This window comes from Paeniglutamicibacter sp. Y32M11, assembly GCF_019285735.1.
Classification (GTDB): domain Bacteria; phylum Actinomycetota; class Actinomycetes; order Actinomycetales; family Micrococcaceae; genus Paeniglutamicibacter.
This window is the reverse complement of record NZ_CP079107.1, coordinates 3,542,070-3,558,308: the sequence shown is the minus strand read 5'-3', so window position 1 is coordinate 3,558,308 and position 16,239 is coordinate 3,542,070. Positions and strand designations below refer to the sequence as shown.

The following is a 16,239-nucleotide window of genomic DNA, read 5'->3' as shown; positions in this document are numbered from 1 at the left end:
CGCGGGAAAGGGCATCGTACCGAAGCTCAATGGCGGTGAACCATGACAATTTGCACTTCTACCGGCACCCGGACTGATGAAGACTTGATCCATGGACATCATCAGCTCCGAACGGATCGAACCCACGGCAACACCGTCGGCCCAACGTTTGGCACTCAACCTGGAAAAAGTACGCAAGTCTTTTCATACCAACGAGGGCCCGTTAGAGGCCGTGGCGGGAATCGATCTGAGTGTCGGTACCGGTGAGATCGTCGCATTTCTCGGCCCCAATGGCGCAGGAAAAACTACCACCATCGATATGATGCTCGGGCTCACCGCACCCACCTCGGGAAGCATCACGGTGTTTGGCAAGAGCCCGCGCGCAGCGGTGGAGGCCGGAGAAGTCTCAGCCGTCTTGCAAACCGGAGGGCTCTTGCGTGACCTCACGGTGCGCGAAACCGTCACGACGATCGCCGCACTGCACGGAGCCCAAGACCGCATCACCTCGGTCATGGAACGCACCGACATCATGTCACTGGCCAAACGCAAGGTCTCAAAATGTTCGGGCGGTGAACAGCAACGGCTGAAATTCGCCCTCGCCCTACTGCCCGATCCGCGCCTGCTGATCTTGGATGAACCCACCGCCGGCATGGACGTCGCTGCCCGCCACGGGTTCTGGGAGACCATGCGTCAAGATGCTCTCGAGGGACGCACCGTCATCTTTGCCACGCATTACCTCGAGGAAGCCCAAGACTTCGCCGAACGCACGGTGCTCATTGGAAAGGGTAAGGTCCTGGCCGATGGCCCCACCGCGAAGCTGCGTTCCATGACCGGCGGTCGTGTCGTGAGCGCAACGCTGCCCACCGGAAGCCCCACAGCTGTGGCCATCAACGCCCTCGAACAGCTGGATCAGGTGTCCTCGGTGCGGCTCAAGGGCCAACGAATTCTGGTCACGGGTCCGGACTCCGATGCCGCGGCGCGGATGCTGCTGGGTCAGCTAGCGGCAACGGACCTAGAAATCACCGCACCCACCCTGGACGCAGCCTTCATGGAATTGACCGGAGAGAACTCATGAACCCCACCTACGTGCGCATCGAATTGACCCGTCAGATCCGGGACGTCGGGAACCTGATGTTTACCGTTTTCATGCCGGTGCTCATGTACCTGCTCTTCGGGAACATGTTTGGTGGCGGGGGAGAAGCTGCCGGGAACGGCAACGTGAAGTTCTACATTATGGCCTCGATGGCCGCCTATGGGGCGGCGGTGGCCACCACGTCGATCGCCGGAACTGCAGCCACCGAATCCCTGCTGGGTTGGGGGCGCCAGATTGCCCTGACCCCCATGAAGCCTGCGGGCTTTGTGGGGGCAAAGGTCTGCGTTTCGTTGATTATTGCCGCCATTTCCGCCGGTGCAGTATTCACCCTGGGAGCGATGACCGGCGCCCAAGCCGATGATTGGCGCATCTGGACTGCCAGTTACCTGATGGCGGTGTTCGGGTCCTCCATCTTCGCGCTCTACGGCATGGGGGTGGGTATGAGCTTCAAGTCGGAGACGGCCATCGGCGTGGCCAGCGGAGGCATGGTGTTCTTCGCCTTCTTCGGCAACGTGTTTTTGCCATTGAGCGGCACCATGTTGGATATCGCCCGGTTCACCCCGATGTATGGGTACGTGGGGCTGGTGCGCTGGCCGTTGCTTCAGGGGTCAGGTGCCGGTGCCGATGCGCCCACGGACTCGATCGGGTTGCTGATCGCTAATCTAGTTGCATGGGCACTTCTCTTCGTTATCCTGGCGCTGTGGGCGGTCCGCCGCTCGCAGGCTCGCAGGTGAGCTCGAACCAGGCACAAACGCATTCCTTCTGGTCGCGTTACGGGTGGCTGCTGGCGGCGGTGTGGGTTGTCTTTTTGACTTTCCCCGTCCTGAGAATCGCCCAATCCACGCTTCCGGTGCCGGCGCGGATGGCCGGCTACGGACTGATCCTCGCCTTTGCCGTGATCTATCTGAGGTCCTTCTATACCTACAGCTCGGAACTTGGAGTCAGCGCCAGCGGGTTCGGACGTGCCTGGATCCCCTTCTTATTGCTGTTGCTGGTCGTGGGGGCCACCATCCCGCTCCTCGGGGCGGACATCATCAGCTTCGGGCCGTTTCTCATCAGCTTTGCCGCCTATCTGCTCTCGGTACGAAGCATGTGGATCGTCAACGCCGTGGTTCTCACCATTTCCCTGGCGATCGCCATATCGTCGGGACCACTGAGTGACTACGTCTTTTTGCTTGGATTATTGGTGGTGCTGATGGTCGTCAACGCGGTCAACACCGTGCTGATCCGCAGGAGCATCGTGGCGGATGATCTGCGACTGGACTTCGCGGTACTCGCCGAACAGGAGCGGATGGCCAGAGACGTGCACGACGCACTGGGGCATTCGCTCACCGCGGTGGGACTCAAGGCCCAACTGGCCGAACGCCTCTTGGATACCGATATTGACTCCGCCCGCGCCGAGCTGCAGCAGATCCAGGTGCTCACGCACGAGGCCATGGATTCGATCCGGGCCACGGTGGAAGGATTGCGCCGCACGACCCTTGCCGATGAATTGCCGGCGATTCGCTCGGCCCTCGATGATGCGGGGATCTCCACGGTGCTCATCGGCAATCCGCAACTGCTCGACGCGGCGCGCTCCACCGCCCTGTCCTGGATCCTGCGGGAGGCGGTGACCAACGTATTGCGCCACGCCCATGCCACCACCGCGTGGATCTGCATCCGCGAACACACACTGAGCATTGAGGACGACGGAGATTCACTGGCCGGCTCCAAGGAGGGCCATGGCATCCGGGGCATGCGTGAACGAGCCCGCCTCAGCGGGGCGGCCTTTGAGATCGGGGACTCCGCACACGGTGGAACCAAGGTGGAGCTCTCATGGTGAGCCCCAAAAATCACGAGGGTAACGGACCCATCCGCGTGCTGTTGGCCGATGACCAAGCACTGGTCCGCGGGGCACTTGCCGCCCTGCTGAACCTGGAAACAGACATCGAGGTGGTGGCTCAGGCCGGGGATGGACGTAACGTGGTGGCGCTCGCCGAAGAACACGGCGTGCAGGTGGCCCTGTTGGATATCCAGATGCCCAACGTGAACGGGCTGGAAGCGGCCAGCAGATTGCGCTCCCAACTTCCGGACTGCAAGGTATTGATGGTGACAACTTTTGATCGTCCGGGTTATCTGCGGGCCGCCTTTGAGGCCGGGGCCAGCGGCTTTCTGGTGAAGGACACTCCCTCTGCCGAACTTGCCGCCGCGGTACGGAGCGTGTTTGCCGGCGGACGCGTATTTGACCCGTTGGTAACGGCCCATTCGTTGGGAGACGGTGCCAACCCACTCACCGAACGCGAACGTGAGGTACTGTCCCACGCCCAAGCGGGGACACCGGTGGCCAAGATAGCTGCGGGGATGTTCCTGAGCGTTGGAACGGTGCGCAACCACCTGTCCAACGCGATCGGAAAGACCGGGGCGGCCAACCGGATTGAGGCAGCACACCTGGCGCGAGAACAGGGGTGGATCTAACCGCTCGACCCCGCTGGCGACGTTTAGCGGGCGCCGATTTTCAGCTGCCGGGCGTGCTGCCGTGGAAGGCGGCGGTGAGCAGTTCGGTGAGATTTTGAGCCGTGACAGCTCTGGGGTTGTTGGCGGGGATGACGGGCAAGATCATCGAGACGGCCTCGGGGATGTTCGCCAGTTCAAAGCCGTAGTCCTTCAACGCCGAAGGGGCACCCAGGAGCTTGCGCAAGGCGTTCAGCCCCGTCACGGCATCCGGTGAGCCAAGGGCCGCAGCAATCCGCTCGGCGGCCCGCGGTGCGAAGGGTGCGTTGAAGGCCAAAACGTGGGGCAATAGGATGGCGTGCGTCTGCGCGTGCGGCATGTTGTAGCTGCCGCCGAGGACATGGCAGATCTTGTGGTGCATTCCGGATCCTGCCGAGGCAAAGGAAACGGCAGCTAGGTAGGCCCCATAGAGGGTTAACTCGCGGCCATCGAGGCCTGGTGGATCGGAGATAATGGCAGACAAGCCAGCGGCCAGGGCGCGAATTCCCTCGGCGGCCAGCGTCGCATTGATCGGATCGGCATGTGGTCCCCACAGTGAATCGATGCAGTGAGCCATGGCGTTCAGCCCGGAAGTGACGGAGAGTTCCACGGGCAGCGTGCGGCTCAGTGCAGCATCGTAAATCACCGTCACCGGCAGCACCCGGGCATCAATCCCCGTCGTTTTGCGGCCGGCTTCGGTCAAGCCCCAAACATTGGTGGCTTCGGACCCCGCGTACGTGGTGGGAATGGCGATGATGGGCGTTGCGGTTTCCAGAGCGATGGCCTTGGCCAGACCGACGGCCGAGCCTCCACCGAAACACACCAACAGATCAACCCTGTTCTCTCGGGCCGCGGTGCGCGCGCGTTCGGCGCTCTCGAGCGGCACATGTTGGATGATCTCGGAATACCGCAGTGCCACCGGCAGCGCCCGGGTAAGAGCAGTGACGGTGTCGGAATCACGATGCCCAGCGATCACCATAAGCCGCGATGCCCCGAGCCGGCTGACCTCGGCGGCGAGATGCTCGACGGCCAAACCCGTACCAAAGAGCACCCGTTGGGCCAGTGTTTCATGAGAAAAATTCAAGCCCATGGTCATGTATCTCCATTCAGGATGCCGGCTCGTCGCTGAACCTCATCGAAGTATAAGTGGTGATGCCTTTGGCAGGGGGCATGGTGAGGACCTTGGCGGTAGAACCGATGCTCGGTGAGATCACGGTCCGCGGGAACGTGTACATCGAGCTCGCTCTGTAGACTCGTAGGCATGTCGGTTTCGGAACTTTCCATCAGCACACAAAACTATTTGAAGGTTATCTGGGGTCTTTCCGAATGGACAGATGCCCCCGTCACCGCGACAGACATCGCGCAGAAATCTGGGCTCAAGGTTTCCTCCGTTTCCGATGCGGTGCGCAAGCTGACCGCGCAAGGGTTGGTCAGCCACGCCCGCTACGGGGCCGTGGAACTCACCGAGCTTGGCAGCAAATACGCCTTGGACATGGTGCGACGGCACCGACTGCTGGAGACCTTCTTGGTCAGAACCCTGGACTATGACTGGGACCAAGTCCACGACGAGGCCGAGAACCTGGAACACGCCATGAGCGATTTCATGGTGGAGCGCCTTGACGCTTTTTTGGGCCACCCGGACCGAGACCCCCATGGAGACCCGATCCCCAGTGTTGATGGGGTCTTGACCCAGCCCAACGCGGTGCTCCTAAGCACCGTGGAGCCGGGAATCAAGGTTCGGGTCGAACGGATCAACGATGAGGATCCGGCGCTGCTGCAATACCTCAGCGCACAGGGTGTTGTGCCCGGGACGCTTCTGCTGATTACCGAGGCCACCCCGTTCTCCGACTCGGTGCAGCTGCTGGTTATCGATTCAGACGTGCCCATCAGCTTGGGACGCCAGGCGACCGAGGCACTGCACGTTTCACTCGGCTAGCTCGGCAGCGGCGTAGCAAAAACCGCCTGTCCAACGTCCGCACCGAGTCATCAACGCCTCGCACTCTCACCCGGTGCCCGAGGCGCTCCTTGTTGCGCGGATGGTGCTCGGCCGAGGTGGAAGCGGCACGGATTCCCGGTTGATTTAGGGGAATGGCGTGAGCCACACTACTATTGCTGAGGCGTGGGCTGCGACACAACGCGTTTTGCCCATTCCCACACGCTGAAAACTCGTCGACTTGAGGACAACCCCCAATGAAACTGCTGAAATCGATCCCCCTCCTCGGTTGGATTGTCATAGCCATCGTGCTGGGCATCCTGACCGGACCGGTGATGCCCACATGGCTCGGCGGGGTATTCCTGACCTACAACTCGATCTTCTCGGGTTTCCTTGGCTTTATTGTGCCGCTGATCATTTTGGGTCTTGTCGCACCGGCCATTGCCGAGCTGGGCAAGGGCGCGGGCAAGTGGCTCGGAATCACCGCACTGATCGCCTACGGCTCCACGCTCTTTGCCGGATTCCTCGCCTACTTCGTGAGCCGCTGGCTGTTCACCTCCACGATGTCCGGCGGGGGTCTTGAAGCCCTCGGCGACGAAGGCGGATCGGGTTTTGAGCCGTTTTTGACCGTGGTCGGTAGCGCGGGCGACTCGGCGACCGAGATCGTTCTGGCACCGGTCATCAACGTGATGAGCGCGCTGGTGCTCGCCTTCATCATCGGTATTGGCATCACTGCGTTCCACAGCAAGGTCATCTTCCGTGGAACCGTTGAATTCCGGACGATCATCGAATCGGTGATCCGTCGCATCATCGTTCCGGCGCTTCCACTATTCATCTTCGGTATCTTCATGGACCTCTCCGCGAGCGGCGCCGCGGTGACGGTGGTAACGAAGTTCCTGCTGGTGGCCCTGGTGTCCTTTGCCTTGACCTTTGTTGTGCTGCTGGTCCAGTTCACCATCGCCGGTTCGATGAACGGGCAAAACCCGTTCAAGGCCCTGTGGAACATGCGCGATGCCTACTTCACGGCGCTTGGCACCTCCTCCTCGGCCGCGACGATTCCTGTCACGCTGGCCTCAACCAAGAAGAACGGTGTCTCCGATGCGGTGGCTGGCTTCGTGGTGCCGCTGTGCGCCACGATCCACCTTTCCGGGTCGATGGTCAAGATCACCTGCTTCTCGATCGCCGTGCTGCTGCTGACCGGCGGGGATGTTAGCTTCACGTCGTACCTGCCGTTCATCCTGATGCTCGGCGTCATGATGATTGCCGCCCCGGGTGTTCCGGGTGGCGCGATCGCCGCCGCCGCTGGCCTCTTGGCGCAGATGCTCGGCTTCGGCGAGGTTGAGGTGGGACTCATGTTTGCCGCCTACATCGCGCTTGACAGCTTCGGCACCGCAACGAACGTGACCGGTGATGGTGCCCTGGCGATGATCATGAACAAGCTCACCGGCGGTAAGCTCGGCGCGCAGGTGCAGGATCCGGAAGATGAGACGGTTGAGGCGGCCCCGGGAAGCGCCGCCGTGTCACACCAGCTGCCCCAGTAATTTCGGCAACGTCTCACCAAGTTACGTGTTCACGATCTGCTGCACAGCGGATCGTGAACACGTAGCTTTTGTGTTTGCCATCGCGGAGGAGAAAAATGGGCTGCTTCCCGGCCTAATGCTCGGCAGCCGCTTCGTGTTTCGAGTTGGCCGCCAGGCGGCGCAAGAATCGCACGATCTTGCGCCCCAGTAGCCCCTGCGTGGGACTGAAAAGGTAGACCAGGGCAAATACTGCCCCCTGGGTCAGCACGATCATGCTGCCGGAGGCGGTATCTAGGTAGTAGCTCACGTAGAGTCCAATGACCGCGCAGCTCACCGAAATCGCCGGGGCGATCAACAGCATCCGGCCAAAGCGATCGGTGAGCAGGTGCGCGGTGGCGCCGGGAATGATCAGCATGGCCACCACCAGAATCACGCCCACCGCCTGCAGTGCCACCACGCTCGTCAGTGCCAGCAGGCCCAGCAGTGTGGCGCCCAGCAACCTCGGGTTCAGACCAATGGCGTGTGCGTGGGTGGCATCAAAGGCAAAGAGTGTAAAGTCCTTGCGTTTGAGCAGCAGCGCGCTCAGGGCCAATACGCCCAGGATCACGATCTGGATGAGCTCGGCCTTGGAAACACCTAAGAGGTTTCCGAAGATGATGTGGCCCAAATCGGTCTGTGAGGGGGTGACGGAAATCAGCACCAGGCCCAGGGCAAAGAGCGTGGAAAAGACGATGCCGATGGCCGCGTCTTCCTTGATGCGACTGGTGTCGCGCACCGCCCCAATCAGTGCCACGGCCAAAAAGCCGAAGAGCAGTGCACCGATGGCAAAGGGCACCGAGAAGACATAGGCGAGCACAACGCCCGGCAGCACCGCGTGCGAGACGGCATCACCCATCAGGGACCAACCGATGAGTACCAGCCAGCACGAGAGTACCGCGCAGACGCCCGCGGCCGTGACGGCGGTGGCCAGGGCGTTGATCATAAATCCGTAGCCCAGCGGTTCCAAGATCAAATCGATCGGGTTCATGCGTCTTCTCCCCTTCCCATAACATCTAGGCCGAAGGCCAGAGCAAGATTCTCGGGGCGCAGGACCGTCTCCGGATCCCCGTGCATCAGTACCTTTTGCATCAAGAGCACTGCCTCGTCGGCCAGCTTCGGTAGGGCATGGAGGTCATGGGTTGAGACTAGGATCGCTGCTCCGGCCGAGGCCTGCTCGCGCAGCAGCCGGGTGATCGTGGCCTCGCTTCTCTTATCAACCCCCGCGAACGGCTCGTCGAGCAGCAGGATCGTGGCGTTTTGGGCGATGCCGCGCGCCACGAAGGCACGCTTCTTTTGTCCGCCGGATAGCTGCCCGATCTGTCGGTGTGTGTAGTCGGTGAGTTCCACACGTTCTAGCGCCTCGTCCACCGCCAGCTTGTCGGCCTTGGAGGGGCGACGGGTAAAGCCCATGTGGCCGTAGCGGCCCATCATGACCACGTCGTGTACCGAGACAGGGAAGGCCCAGTCCACGTCCTCGCTCTGTGGAACATAACCAATTGCTGCTGATTTGCGGGCCTGGGCGGGGGTTCCGCCATTGATCTGTACCGTCCCGGAATCCGGTTTAACCAAGCCCATGATGGCCTTGAAGAGTGTGGATTTGCCAGAGCCGTTCATACCGATCAGACCGCAGATGCGCGAGCTGTTTAATTCGAGGGAGGCAGACTTTAGGGCCAAGACCTCGCCATAACGGACGGTGAGGTCCCTGACGGTGACCGCGGGGGTATTCATGGCTTTTTCCCGGTAAGGCCCTCGAGGATCACGGTGCTGTCGTGCTCGATCATCTGCAGATAGGTGGGGACCGGGCCATCGGCCTCGGAGAGTGAATCGACAAATAAGGTCCCACCGAATTCAGCCCCGGAGCTCTGGACCACTTGCTGCATCGGAGCATCCGACACGGTTGATTCGCAGAAGACCGCGGGGACCTGGTTTTCCTTGACGAACTCGATCACCGAGGCGATCTGACGTGGGGTGGCCTGTTGCTCGGCGTTGACCGCCCAGATGTACTTTTCCTTGAGGCCCGCGTCACGGGCGAGGTAGGAGAATGCTCCCTCGCAGGACACCAGCGCACGTTCGTTTTCCTTGAGCCCGGAGAGCCCCTCGATCAGATTCTTTTCCAGTGCTTCCAGCTCCGCGGTGTAGGCACGAGCGTTGTCGGTGTAATACTCACCATTTTCCGGGTCGAGTTCAATGAAGGAATCGCGGATGTTCGCCACGTAGCGCTGCACGTTCACGGGGCTCATCCAGGCATGCGGATTGGGTAGGCCGGCATTGGCATCCTCGGTGATATCGATGACGTCGATGCCGTCGCTGACCACCACGTGGGGAACGTCCAGTTCGGCAATGAACTGTTCGAACCAGGCCTCGAGGTGTAGCCCGTTGTCCAGAATAAGTTGTGCCCGTGAGGCCTTGGCAATGTCCTGAGGCGTGGGCTCATAACCATGGATTTCGGCACCGGCCTTGGTGATCGATTCGACGGTGATCTTGTCGCCGGCAACGTTCTGGGCAATGTCGGCCAGCACGGTGAAGGTGGTCAATACGACCGGGCGCTCGGAATCGCTCGCGCCGGAGATCGCTCCGGGGGAGTCGCACCCGGTCAGGGCCGTGGCCAGCGCGATAGTGGCCACGGTGGCTGCGATGCGGCGGCGCCAGTAGGAGGTGAAGGCGCGGGCAGGAGTCGTCATTGAGGTCCTATGCGGTGCGAAGTCTCGATCGGGGAAAGTGCGGGTAATTCATAGTACGGCATGGCGTAAATGAATGTACGTCTAGACGTAACTATTGTCGTTCTTGTGCGCAAGAAAGGCCCGAAGGGAACCACCGGAGCCATTGCCGGCGGTTGCCTCGGGGCGGGCGATTCTCACGGATCGGAACAATTCTCGACCTACTGCAGGGTATCGGGATCCGGTCCATTGCTGTGCCGTCTCCACGGGCATAGAATCACGCCTGAACCTAGGTCTACACACCTCACTTCCCTCATTGGAGACATCATGCCCAAGCCCGAACTCTCCGTTGGTTCCCCTTGCTGGATCGACCTGCTGACCTCGGATCCCCGGAAATCTCAGGAGTTCTACACGGCGCTCTTTGGCTGGACGTATGAGGCCGGGGACCAAGAAAAATATGGCGGCTACATCACCGCGTCCAAGGACCAGAAGATGGTTGCCGGGATGATGAACAACGACGGTTCCTCAGGCTCCCCGGATGTGTGGACCACATACCTACGAGTGGACGACATTGATGCAGCAACCAAGGCTGCGGCCGAGCATGGTGGGCAGGTCTACCTCCAGCCCATGGAGGTCCCCGAGCAGGGCAAGATGGCGATGTTCGGTGACGCGGGAGGCGCCGCCATCGGCATCTGGGAGTTCGGAGGTCACACCGGATATCAGCTCGCTGCGGAGGATGGCGCTCCCGCGTGGCACGAGCTCTTTACCCGCGACTTTGCCCCGACCGTGAAGTTCTATGAGGACGTCTTCGGATGGGACACCGCAGTGGTGGGCGACACCGACGAATTCCGATACACCACGCTCGGCGCGGGGGACGATTCAAAGGCCGGGATCATGGATGCCAGCTCGTTCCTGCCGGAGGGTGCACCGGCCAGTTGGCATGTGTATTTCGCCGTTGCTAACGCGGACGCCACCGTCGAAAAGACCGTGGCCCTGGGCGGGTCGGTGATCCAGCCCGCGGAGGACACACCCTTTGGGCGAAACGCCGCCCTGAAGGATCCCACCGGCGCGGAATTCTGGATCACCCAGGACATCGGGCAAGAATAGGAGTGCCGGGGCCGGTCGACCCTTTCCGGCGGCTGGGGAAAACATTGACGCCGGCACCACACATCGTGGGGACTGTGGGGTGCCGGCGCCAATGCTATGACGCTCGAACGCTGGCACCGGCCACGCCTAGGCCGGGACAGAAACCCGCAGCATGGCCTCGATGGTTTCGCGGCAACCGCCACATCCGGTGCCGGCGCGGCAGGCCACACCGATCTCGGCAACGGTGGTGCAGCCATCGGTTACAGCATGGGCCACCTGACCATGCGTGGCACCACTGCAACGGCACAGCTGATCATCGGCGCTGGGAGCAACCAAAGAATCGGGAGCCGCCGGATCATCAAGGCGTAGCAACGCCGAACGATCTTCCGGCAGTACCGTCCCCCGTTCAAACGCCAACACCATTTCGGCGCCGGTGCGCGGCAACCCGATCGCCAGAAATCCGGTGAGGACATCGTGGTCGGTGACCAGTTTGAGATAGCGTCCGGCCTGCGGATCGGCAAACACGCTCACGCGCTCCGCTCCCACATCCCACGGACTTGCCATCACGTTGCCCGCAACCACCAGGTCCAGGGACTGGCCCTTGAGCATCAACACGTTGGTTCTCTCGACTAGCGGTGCTGTACTGGCCGGATCCAAGGCGGTGGTGGCCAGATTCGGGGCCGGAGCCCGGTGGGTGAGCAGGAAATCGGCCAACCACCCCGCCTGCGCCCAGCCCGGAGCCAACAGCCCGGAGGGGGCAGCCCCGGCAACCTCGGCACAGTCACCGAGAGCAAAAACGCGGTTCTCGGTATCGGCCACCAGATGTTCATTGGTCTTGATGCCGCGGCCCACCTTGAGCCCGCAGCCGGCCGCCAGTTCGGTGCGAGCACGAACACCACAGGAGAGTAGCAAAGCATCACCGGTGATTTCGCCGTGGTCTTCGGTCACCAGCGCGCTAAACCCGTCGGCATCCCGGCGCACCGCCGTGGCCCGGACCCCGGATATCACCTCAACACCCGCCGCGCGCAGCGAACGGGCCAGCAGCATCCCACCATCACTATCCACCGAACGACCCAACGGGGCATGGCCGTGGTGCACCAGCACCGGACGGTGTCCAGCCTCGGCCATCGCCAAGGCGGCCTCAATGCCCAAGATACCTCCGCCCAGGATCAACACGCGGCCCCCGGAAGTCAACACCCGATTCAGCGCCATGGCATCCTCTAGGGTGCGCAATGCCATGACTCCGGCGGGCAGATTCGCCTCGGCATGCGGACTAAAGTCCAGACCGTTAAGCGTTGGCACCACCGGGCGAGCTCCCGTGGCAAAGATCAACCGTTCATAACCAAGTCTCTGCCCCGAACCCAAATGAACCTGTCGACGTGAGCGATCGACCCGCGTGACGGAGACGCCCAGGTGCAGACCCACGCCGGCAGCCAGCAATCGTAGCGGATCAATCATCGCCAGGTGCTCGGCGGTGGTGGCGCCGCTGGCAACCTCGGCGAGCAACACTCGGTTATAGGCGGCGTGCTGCTCGGCGGAGATCACGTCGAGGCTGAACAGGCCGGCCTCGAGGCCCGGCAGCAGACCCTCGATCAGCGAGGCCGCCACCGGTCCAAAGCCAATGATGAGAATGCGTTCGGGCTTCTGGTGCTGCGTCATGATTCATCTCCCAAGGGGTGCAGGGACACCGATGCATTCTTGAATTCGGGCATGGCGCTGATCGGATCCACGATGGAATCGGTGAGCAGATTGGCATTTTGCTCGCCGGCAAAGTGGAAGGGCAGGAACACCGTATCTAGCCGCACCGCGGTGCTCAACGTTGCCCTGGCCACGACCTCTCCGCGTTCATTGCGTACGGCAACTCGTTGGCCGTCGCTGATCCCGTGGGCACGCGCGGTGCCGGGGTGAATTTCAAGCCGGGCCTCGGGTGCCGCGGCATTCAGCTCGGTGACACGACGAGTCTGCGTACCGGATTGGTAGTGCTCCAACAAGCGACCGGTGACCAAGGCCAGTTTTCCCGGCGCGTGCAGTGCCGGTCTACGTGTTCCCGGGTAGAGCGGGATCAGTCGGGCGCGGGAGTCCGGATGGGCAAAGCCGTCAAGGAAAAGCCGCGGGGTGCCCGAGCGTTTCCCCGGGGTGTGGGTCAGTCTCTGCGAGCTGGGGCAGGGCCAGTAAATGGCGGCGCCTTGATCAAGGTCATCCCAATCAATCCCGGAGTAATCGGCCAGTCCGCCGGCCGAGGCCAGACGCAATTCCTCAAATACCTCGCGCGCATCGGCGGAGAAACTCCCCGGGGAATCCAGACGCTTGGCAAGTTCGGTCAGGATCCACAATTCGCCCCGTGCTCCGGCCGGCGGGTGCAGTGCGGCACGTCGATGCAGCACCCGTCCCTCCAGATTGGTCATGGTGCCTTCCTCTTCGGCCCATTGCAATACCGGCAGCACCAGATCCGCCTCGGCGGCCGTTTCGGAGAGGAAGAAGTCGCAGACCACCAGAAAATCCAGTCGGCGTAATCCGGCGATGACCTGGGAGGCGTCGGGGGAGGAGAGTGCGGGGTTGGAGCCGTGCACCAGCAGCATCTTGGCCCCATCTGCGGTGCCCAGGGTGTGCAATAGTTCGGTGGCGGGAATGCCGGGGCCGGGAATGGTCTCAGGGTTGATGCCCCAGACCTTGGCCACATGCGCCCGGTGGGCGGGATCGGTGATCTTGCGGTAGCCCGGCAGCTGGTCGGATTTTTGCCCGTGTTCGCGTCCGCCCTGCCCATTGCCCTGTCCGGTGATGGTGCCGAATCCGCCGCCAAGGGTGCCGGGCAGCCCGAGCAGCAGGGCGATGTTGATGGCCGCGGTGGTGGTGTCGGTGCCGTTGGCATGTTGTTCCACGCCGCGGCCGGTGAGGATATAAACCGGCCCGCCACCGGTTTTCGCCTCCGCGGCGGCGGCGGCCAACGCGCGGGCGGTGCGCCGGATTTCACTGGCCGGAACCCCGGTGATGGTGGCTACCCGCTCGGGCCACCAGGGGTTCACCGAGGCTCGCAGGGAAGCCAGCCCAAGGGTGCGGGTGCTCAGGTAAGGCTCGTCGATCAGGTTCTCGGATAACAGCACGTGGGCCAGTCCCAGCAACAGCTCCAGGTCGGTGCCGGGGGTCGGCTGCAGATGCCAGCCCGATCCCTCGGCGCACAGCTCGGCGGTCAAGGAGCGCCGCGGGTCAACGACCACCAGCCCGCCGCAGTCTCTGGCGTTGCTCAGGTGCCGAACAAAGGGCGGCATGGTCTCTGCCACGTTGGATCCGAGCATCAGGATCATCGAGGCGTTATCCAGATCCGCTAGCGGGAAGGGCAGACCACGGTCCAGGCCGAAGGCTCGGTTTCCCGCGGCCGCCGCCGATGACATGCAGAAGCGTCCGTTGTAGTCGATGCGGGAGGTGCCCAGGGCGAGCCGGGCAAACTTACCCAGCTGGTAGGCCTTCTCATTGGTCAGGCCGCCGGCGCCGAAGACCGCCACGGCATCGGCACCGTGCTGCCGGCGGATCTTTGCCGCTTGCTGCGCAATTTCATCCAGGGCCTTCTCCCAGCTCACCGGATCAAAGCCTCCGTCCGAGCGGCGGCGCAGCGGGGTACTGATTCGCTCGGGGTGGTTCAGCAGGTTCCCCGCGCTGTAGCCCTTGCGGCACAACGCACCGCGATTGGTCTCAAAGTCTCGACCGCTCAGTAGTACCGGTTCCCGGGCCTCAGCACCCGGGCTGGGATCCAGAGTGATGCCACATTGCAGGGCGCAATAGGGGCAGTGCGTGTCGGTGGTGGCGAGACTTTCGGCGGTGAGCGTCATTTAGATGCTCCGTTGTGCAAAGGCCGTGCCGCGGCGGATGTAGAAGAACCAGACCAGGGACATCATGGCGGCGTAGAAGGCGATGAACAGGACAAAGGCCGCGCTGTAGGAGCCGGATTTAGATAGCGAGAGACCCAGGGCCTGCGGGATCAGGAATCCGCCGTAGGCCCCGATGGCCGAGATCAGCCCCAGGGCTGCCGCACCCTTGCGAACCGCCGAGACGGTGCCGTCACCATTCTCGGCGCGCAGGGCAAAAACGATCGGGATCATCCGGTAGGTCGAACCGTTGCCGATGCCGCTGGCGGCAAAGAGGATGAGGAACAGCGCCAGGAAGACCCAGAAGTTTGCCGCGGGCAGGATCAGCACCACCGCCAAGGTCACCAGACCCATGACGCCCAGTGCGGTGAGCGTGATGCGAGCTCCACCGTGTTTATCGGCGAGCTTACCGCCGGCGGGTCGGGCGAGGGATCCAACTAGGGGGCCCAGGAAGGCCAACGAAAGCGCCGCGGTGCCCAGGGTGAAGGAGGAATAATCGGGGAAGGTATCGCGAATCAGCTTGGGGAAGACGGCAGAGAATCCGATGAATGAACCAAAGGTGCCGATGTACAGCGAGGCGATGATCCACAAGTGCGGTTCCTTCAGGCAGGCCAGCGCACCGCGGACATCGGATCGGGCATTGGACAGGTTGTGCATATTGCGCTTGGCACCCCAGGCGGCCAGCAGGATCAGCGGGATCCAGATCAGTCCGGCGAGGGGAAGCTGCAGGGATCCTGCGGCGAAGACGGTGATGGCGATGGGTACCAGCAGCTGGGCGACGGCCGCACCCAGGTTGCCACCGGCCGCGTTCAGGCCCAGCGCCCACCCCTTTTGTGAGGCGGGGAAGAAGTAGGTGATGTTGGCCATCGAGGAGGCGAAGTTCCCGCCACCAAAACCGGCCAGCCCGGCGAGCGTGAGCAGCACCCAGAAGGGCGTGGCCGGGTTGGAGACCGCCAGGGCCAGTCCACCGGCGGGAATCAAGAGCAGCAGTGCCGAGACGATGGTCCAGTTGCGCCCGCCGAAGCGGGCCACCATGAAGGTGTAGGGAATCCGCAGCGTGGCGCCGACCAGGCTGGGCATCGAGATCAGCCAAAAGAGTTGATTGTTATTCAGGTTGAAACCGGCGGCCGGCAGATAAACGGCGACAACGGCAAAGAGTTGCCAGATGACGAAGCCGAGGAACTCGGCGAAGATCGACCAATAAAGGTTGGTCTTGGCCGTGGTGCGCCCAATCGCGTTCCAGAACACCGGGTTTTCGGCATCCCAGTTGTGGATCCAGCGACCCGGACCCAGCTCGAGTTGGGGCTGTTGCGTCGTGGTGCCGGTGCGATGCTGTTCCTGCTCTAGCTGTGCGCTCAAGACGGATCGTCCCCTCTTACCTGGTGGTTGATGCATTAAGCATCGCGGGGCGAGGTTTCACCGGGCCGCACTTGAGATTGCGCTGAGCGTACAAGTGCGTCACGAATAGCTACGGTGGTGTGCAGAAGTTAGAAACAAGTCCGAAACAGGGCGCTCTACCGGGTGTTAACGGGCTGTGGCCCGTGCGGATCCGTAAAGGATCCACACGGGCCACAGCGGCTCGGAGTTTTGTTTCGCTCCGGAG

The 16,239-nt window shown here is 62.4% G+C and carries 14 protein-coding genes; 7 read left to right on the top strand and 7 right to left on the bottom strand.

What is annotated here, in order from left to right; genetic code table 11:
* The first annotated feature begins 91 nt into the window (after positions 1-91).
* Genes KUF55_RS15795 through KUF55_RS15780 form a run of 4 tightly spaced genes read left to right on the top strand, consistent with a single transcriptional unit; the run spans position 92 to position 3,526 of the window.
* Complete coding sequence (locus KUF55_RS15795; protein WP_218817226.1) at positions 92-1,054, top strand: ABC transporter ATP-binding protein; 963 nt, start codon at positions 92-94, stop codon at positions 1,052-1,054.
* Positions 1,051-1,806 (top strand): ABC transporter permease, encoded by a 756-nt coding sequence (locus KUF55_RS15790; protein ID WP_218817225.1) that lies wholly within the window; start codon positions 1,051-1,053, stop codon positions 1,804-1,806. The genes KUF55_RS15795 and KUF55_RS15790 overlap by 4 nt, the downstream gene beginning before the upstream one ends.
* Positions 1,803-2,894 (top strand): sensor histidine kinase, encoded by a 1,092-nt coding sequence (locus KUF55_RS15785; RefSeq protein WP_218817224.1) that lies wholly within the window; start codon positions 1,803-1,805, stop codon positions 2,892-2,894. Before KUF55_RS15790 ends, KUF55_RS15785 begins: the two co-directional genes overlap by 4 nt.
* Entirely contained in the window at positions 2,888-3,526 is a 639-nt protein-coding gene (locus KUF55_RS15780; RefSeq protein WP_218817223.1) for a response regulator transcription factor, read from the top strand. The genes KUF55_RS15785 and KUF55_RS15780 overlap by 7 nt, the downstream gene beginning before the upstream one ends.
* Before the next feature lie 40 nt (positions 3,527-3,566).
* On the opposite strand, the gene KUF55_RS15775 is transcribed toward KUF55_RS15780, so the two are convergent.
* Positions 3,567-4,631, bottom strand: coding sequence for a maleylacetate reductase (locus KUF55_RS15775; RefSeq protein ID WP_218818833.1), 1,065 nt, complete (start codon positions 4,629-4,631; stop codon positions 3,567-3,569).
* Positions 4,632-4,802: 171 nt separating this feature from the next.
* On the opposite strand from KUF55_RS15775, the gene KUF55_RS15770 reads away from it, so the two are divergent.
* Entirely contained in the window at positions 4,803-5,477 is a 675-nt protein-coding gene (locus KUF55_RS15770; protein WP_132359858.1) for a metal-dependent transcriptional regulator, read from the top strand.
* 254 nt (positions 5,478-5,731) lie between these two features.
* Entirely contained in the window at positions 5,732-7,015 is a 1,284-nt protein-coding gene (locus tag KUF55_RS15765; protein WP_218817222.1) for a dicarboxylate/amino acid:cation symporter, read from the top strand.
* A gap of 112 nt (positions 7,016-7,127) precedes the next feature.
* Here the strand turns inward: KUF55_RS15765 and KUF55_RS15760 are convergent, their stop codons facing one another.
* Genes KUF55_RS15760 through KUF55_RS15750 form a run of 3 tightly spaced genes read right to left on the bottom strand, consistent with a single transcriptional unit; the run spans position 7,128 to position 9,714 of the window.
* On the bottom strand, positions 7,128-8,021 hold the full coding sequence (locus KUF55_RS15760) for a metal ABC transporter permease (protein WP_218817221.1): 894 nt from the start codon (positions 8,019-8,021) through the stop codon (positions 7,128-7,130).
* Positions 8,018-8,761 (bottom strand): metal ABC transporter ATP-binding protein, encoded by a 744-nt coding sequence (locus KUF55_RS15755; RefSeq protein ID WP_218817220.1) that lies wholly within the window; start codon positions 8,759-8,761, stop codon positions 8,018-8,020. Before KUF55_RS15755 ends, KUF55_RS15760 begins: the two co-directional genes overlap by 4 nt.
* On the bottom strand, positions 8,758-9,714 hold the full coding sequence (locus KUF55_RS15750) for a metal ABC transporter substrate-binding protein (RefSeq protein ID WP_218817219.1): 957 nt from the start codon (positions 9,712-9,714) through the stop codon (positions 8,758-8,760). Before KUF55_RS15750 ends, KUF55_RS15755 begins: the two co-directional genes overlap by 4 nt.
* A gap of 303 nt (positions 9,715-10,017) precedes the next feature.
* Between KUF55_RS15750 and KUF55_RS15745 the strand changes: the two genes are divergently transcribed.
* Positions 10,018-10,797, top strand: a complete 780-nt coding sequence (locus KUF55_RS15745) for a VOC family protein (RefSeq protein ID WP_218817218.1) — start codon at positions 10,018-10,020, stop codon at positions 10,795-10,797.
* Between the two features lie 126 nt (positions 10,798-10,923).
* Here the strand turns inward: KUF55_RS15745 and KUF55_RS15740 are convergent, their stop codons facing one another.
* The 3 genes from KUF55_RS15740 to KUF55_RS15730 are packed head-to-tail and all read right to left on the bottom strand — an operon-like array spanning position 10,924 to position 16,031.
* Positions 10,924-12,435 carry an FAD-dependent oxidoreductase gene (locus KUF55_RS15740; RefSeq protein WP_218817217.1) on the bottom strand — a complete coding sequence of 504 codons (1,512 nt, stop codon included), beginning with the start codon at positions 12,433-12,435 and terminating at the stop codon, positions 10,924-10,926.
* Positions 12,432-14,600: a molybdopterin oxidoreductase family protein gene (locus KUF55_RS15735; protein WP_218817216.1), complete on the bottom strand. Its 2,169-nt coding sequence runs from the start codon at positions 14,598-14,600 to the stop codon at positions 12,432-12,434. Before KUF55_RS15735 ends, KUF55_RS15740 begins: the two co-directional genes overlap by 4 nt.
* Positions 14,601-16,031: an MFS transporter gene (locus KUF55_RS15730; RefSeq protein WP_218817215.1), complete on the bottom strand. Its 1,431-nt coding sequence runs from the start codon at positions 16,029-16,031 to the stop codon at positions 14,601-14,603.
* Positions 16,032-16,239 lie beyond the last annotated feature (208 nt).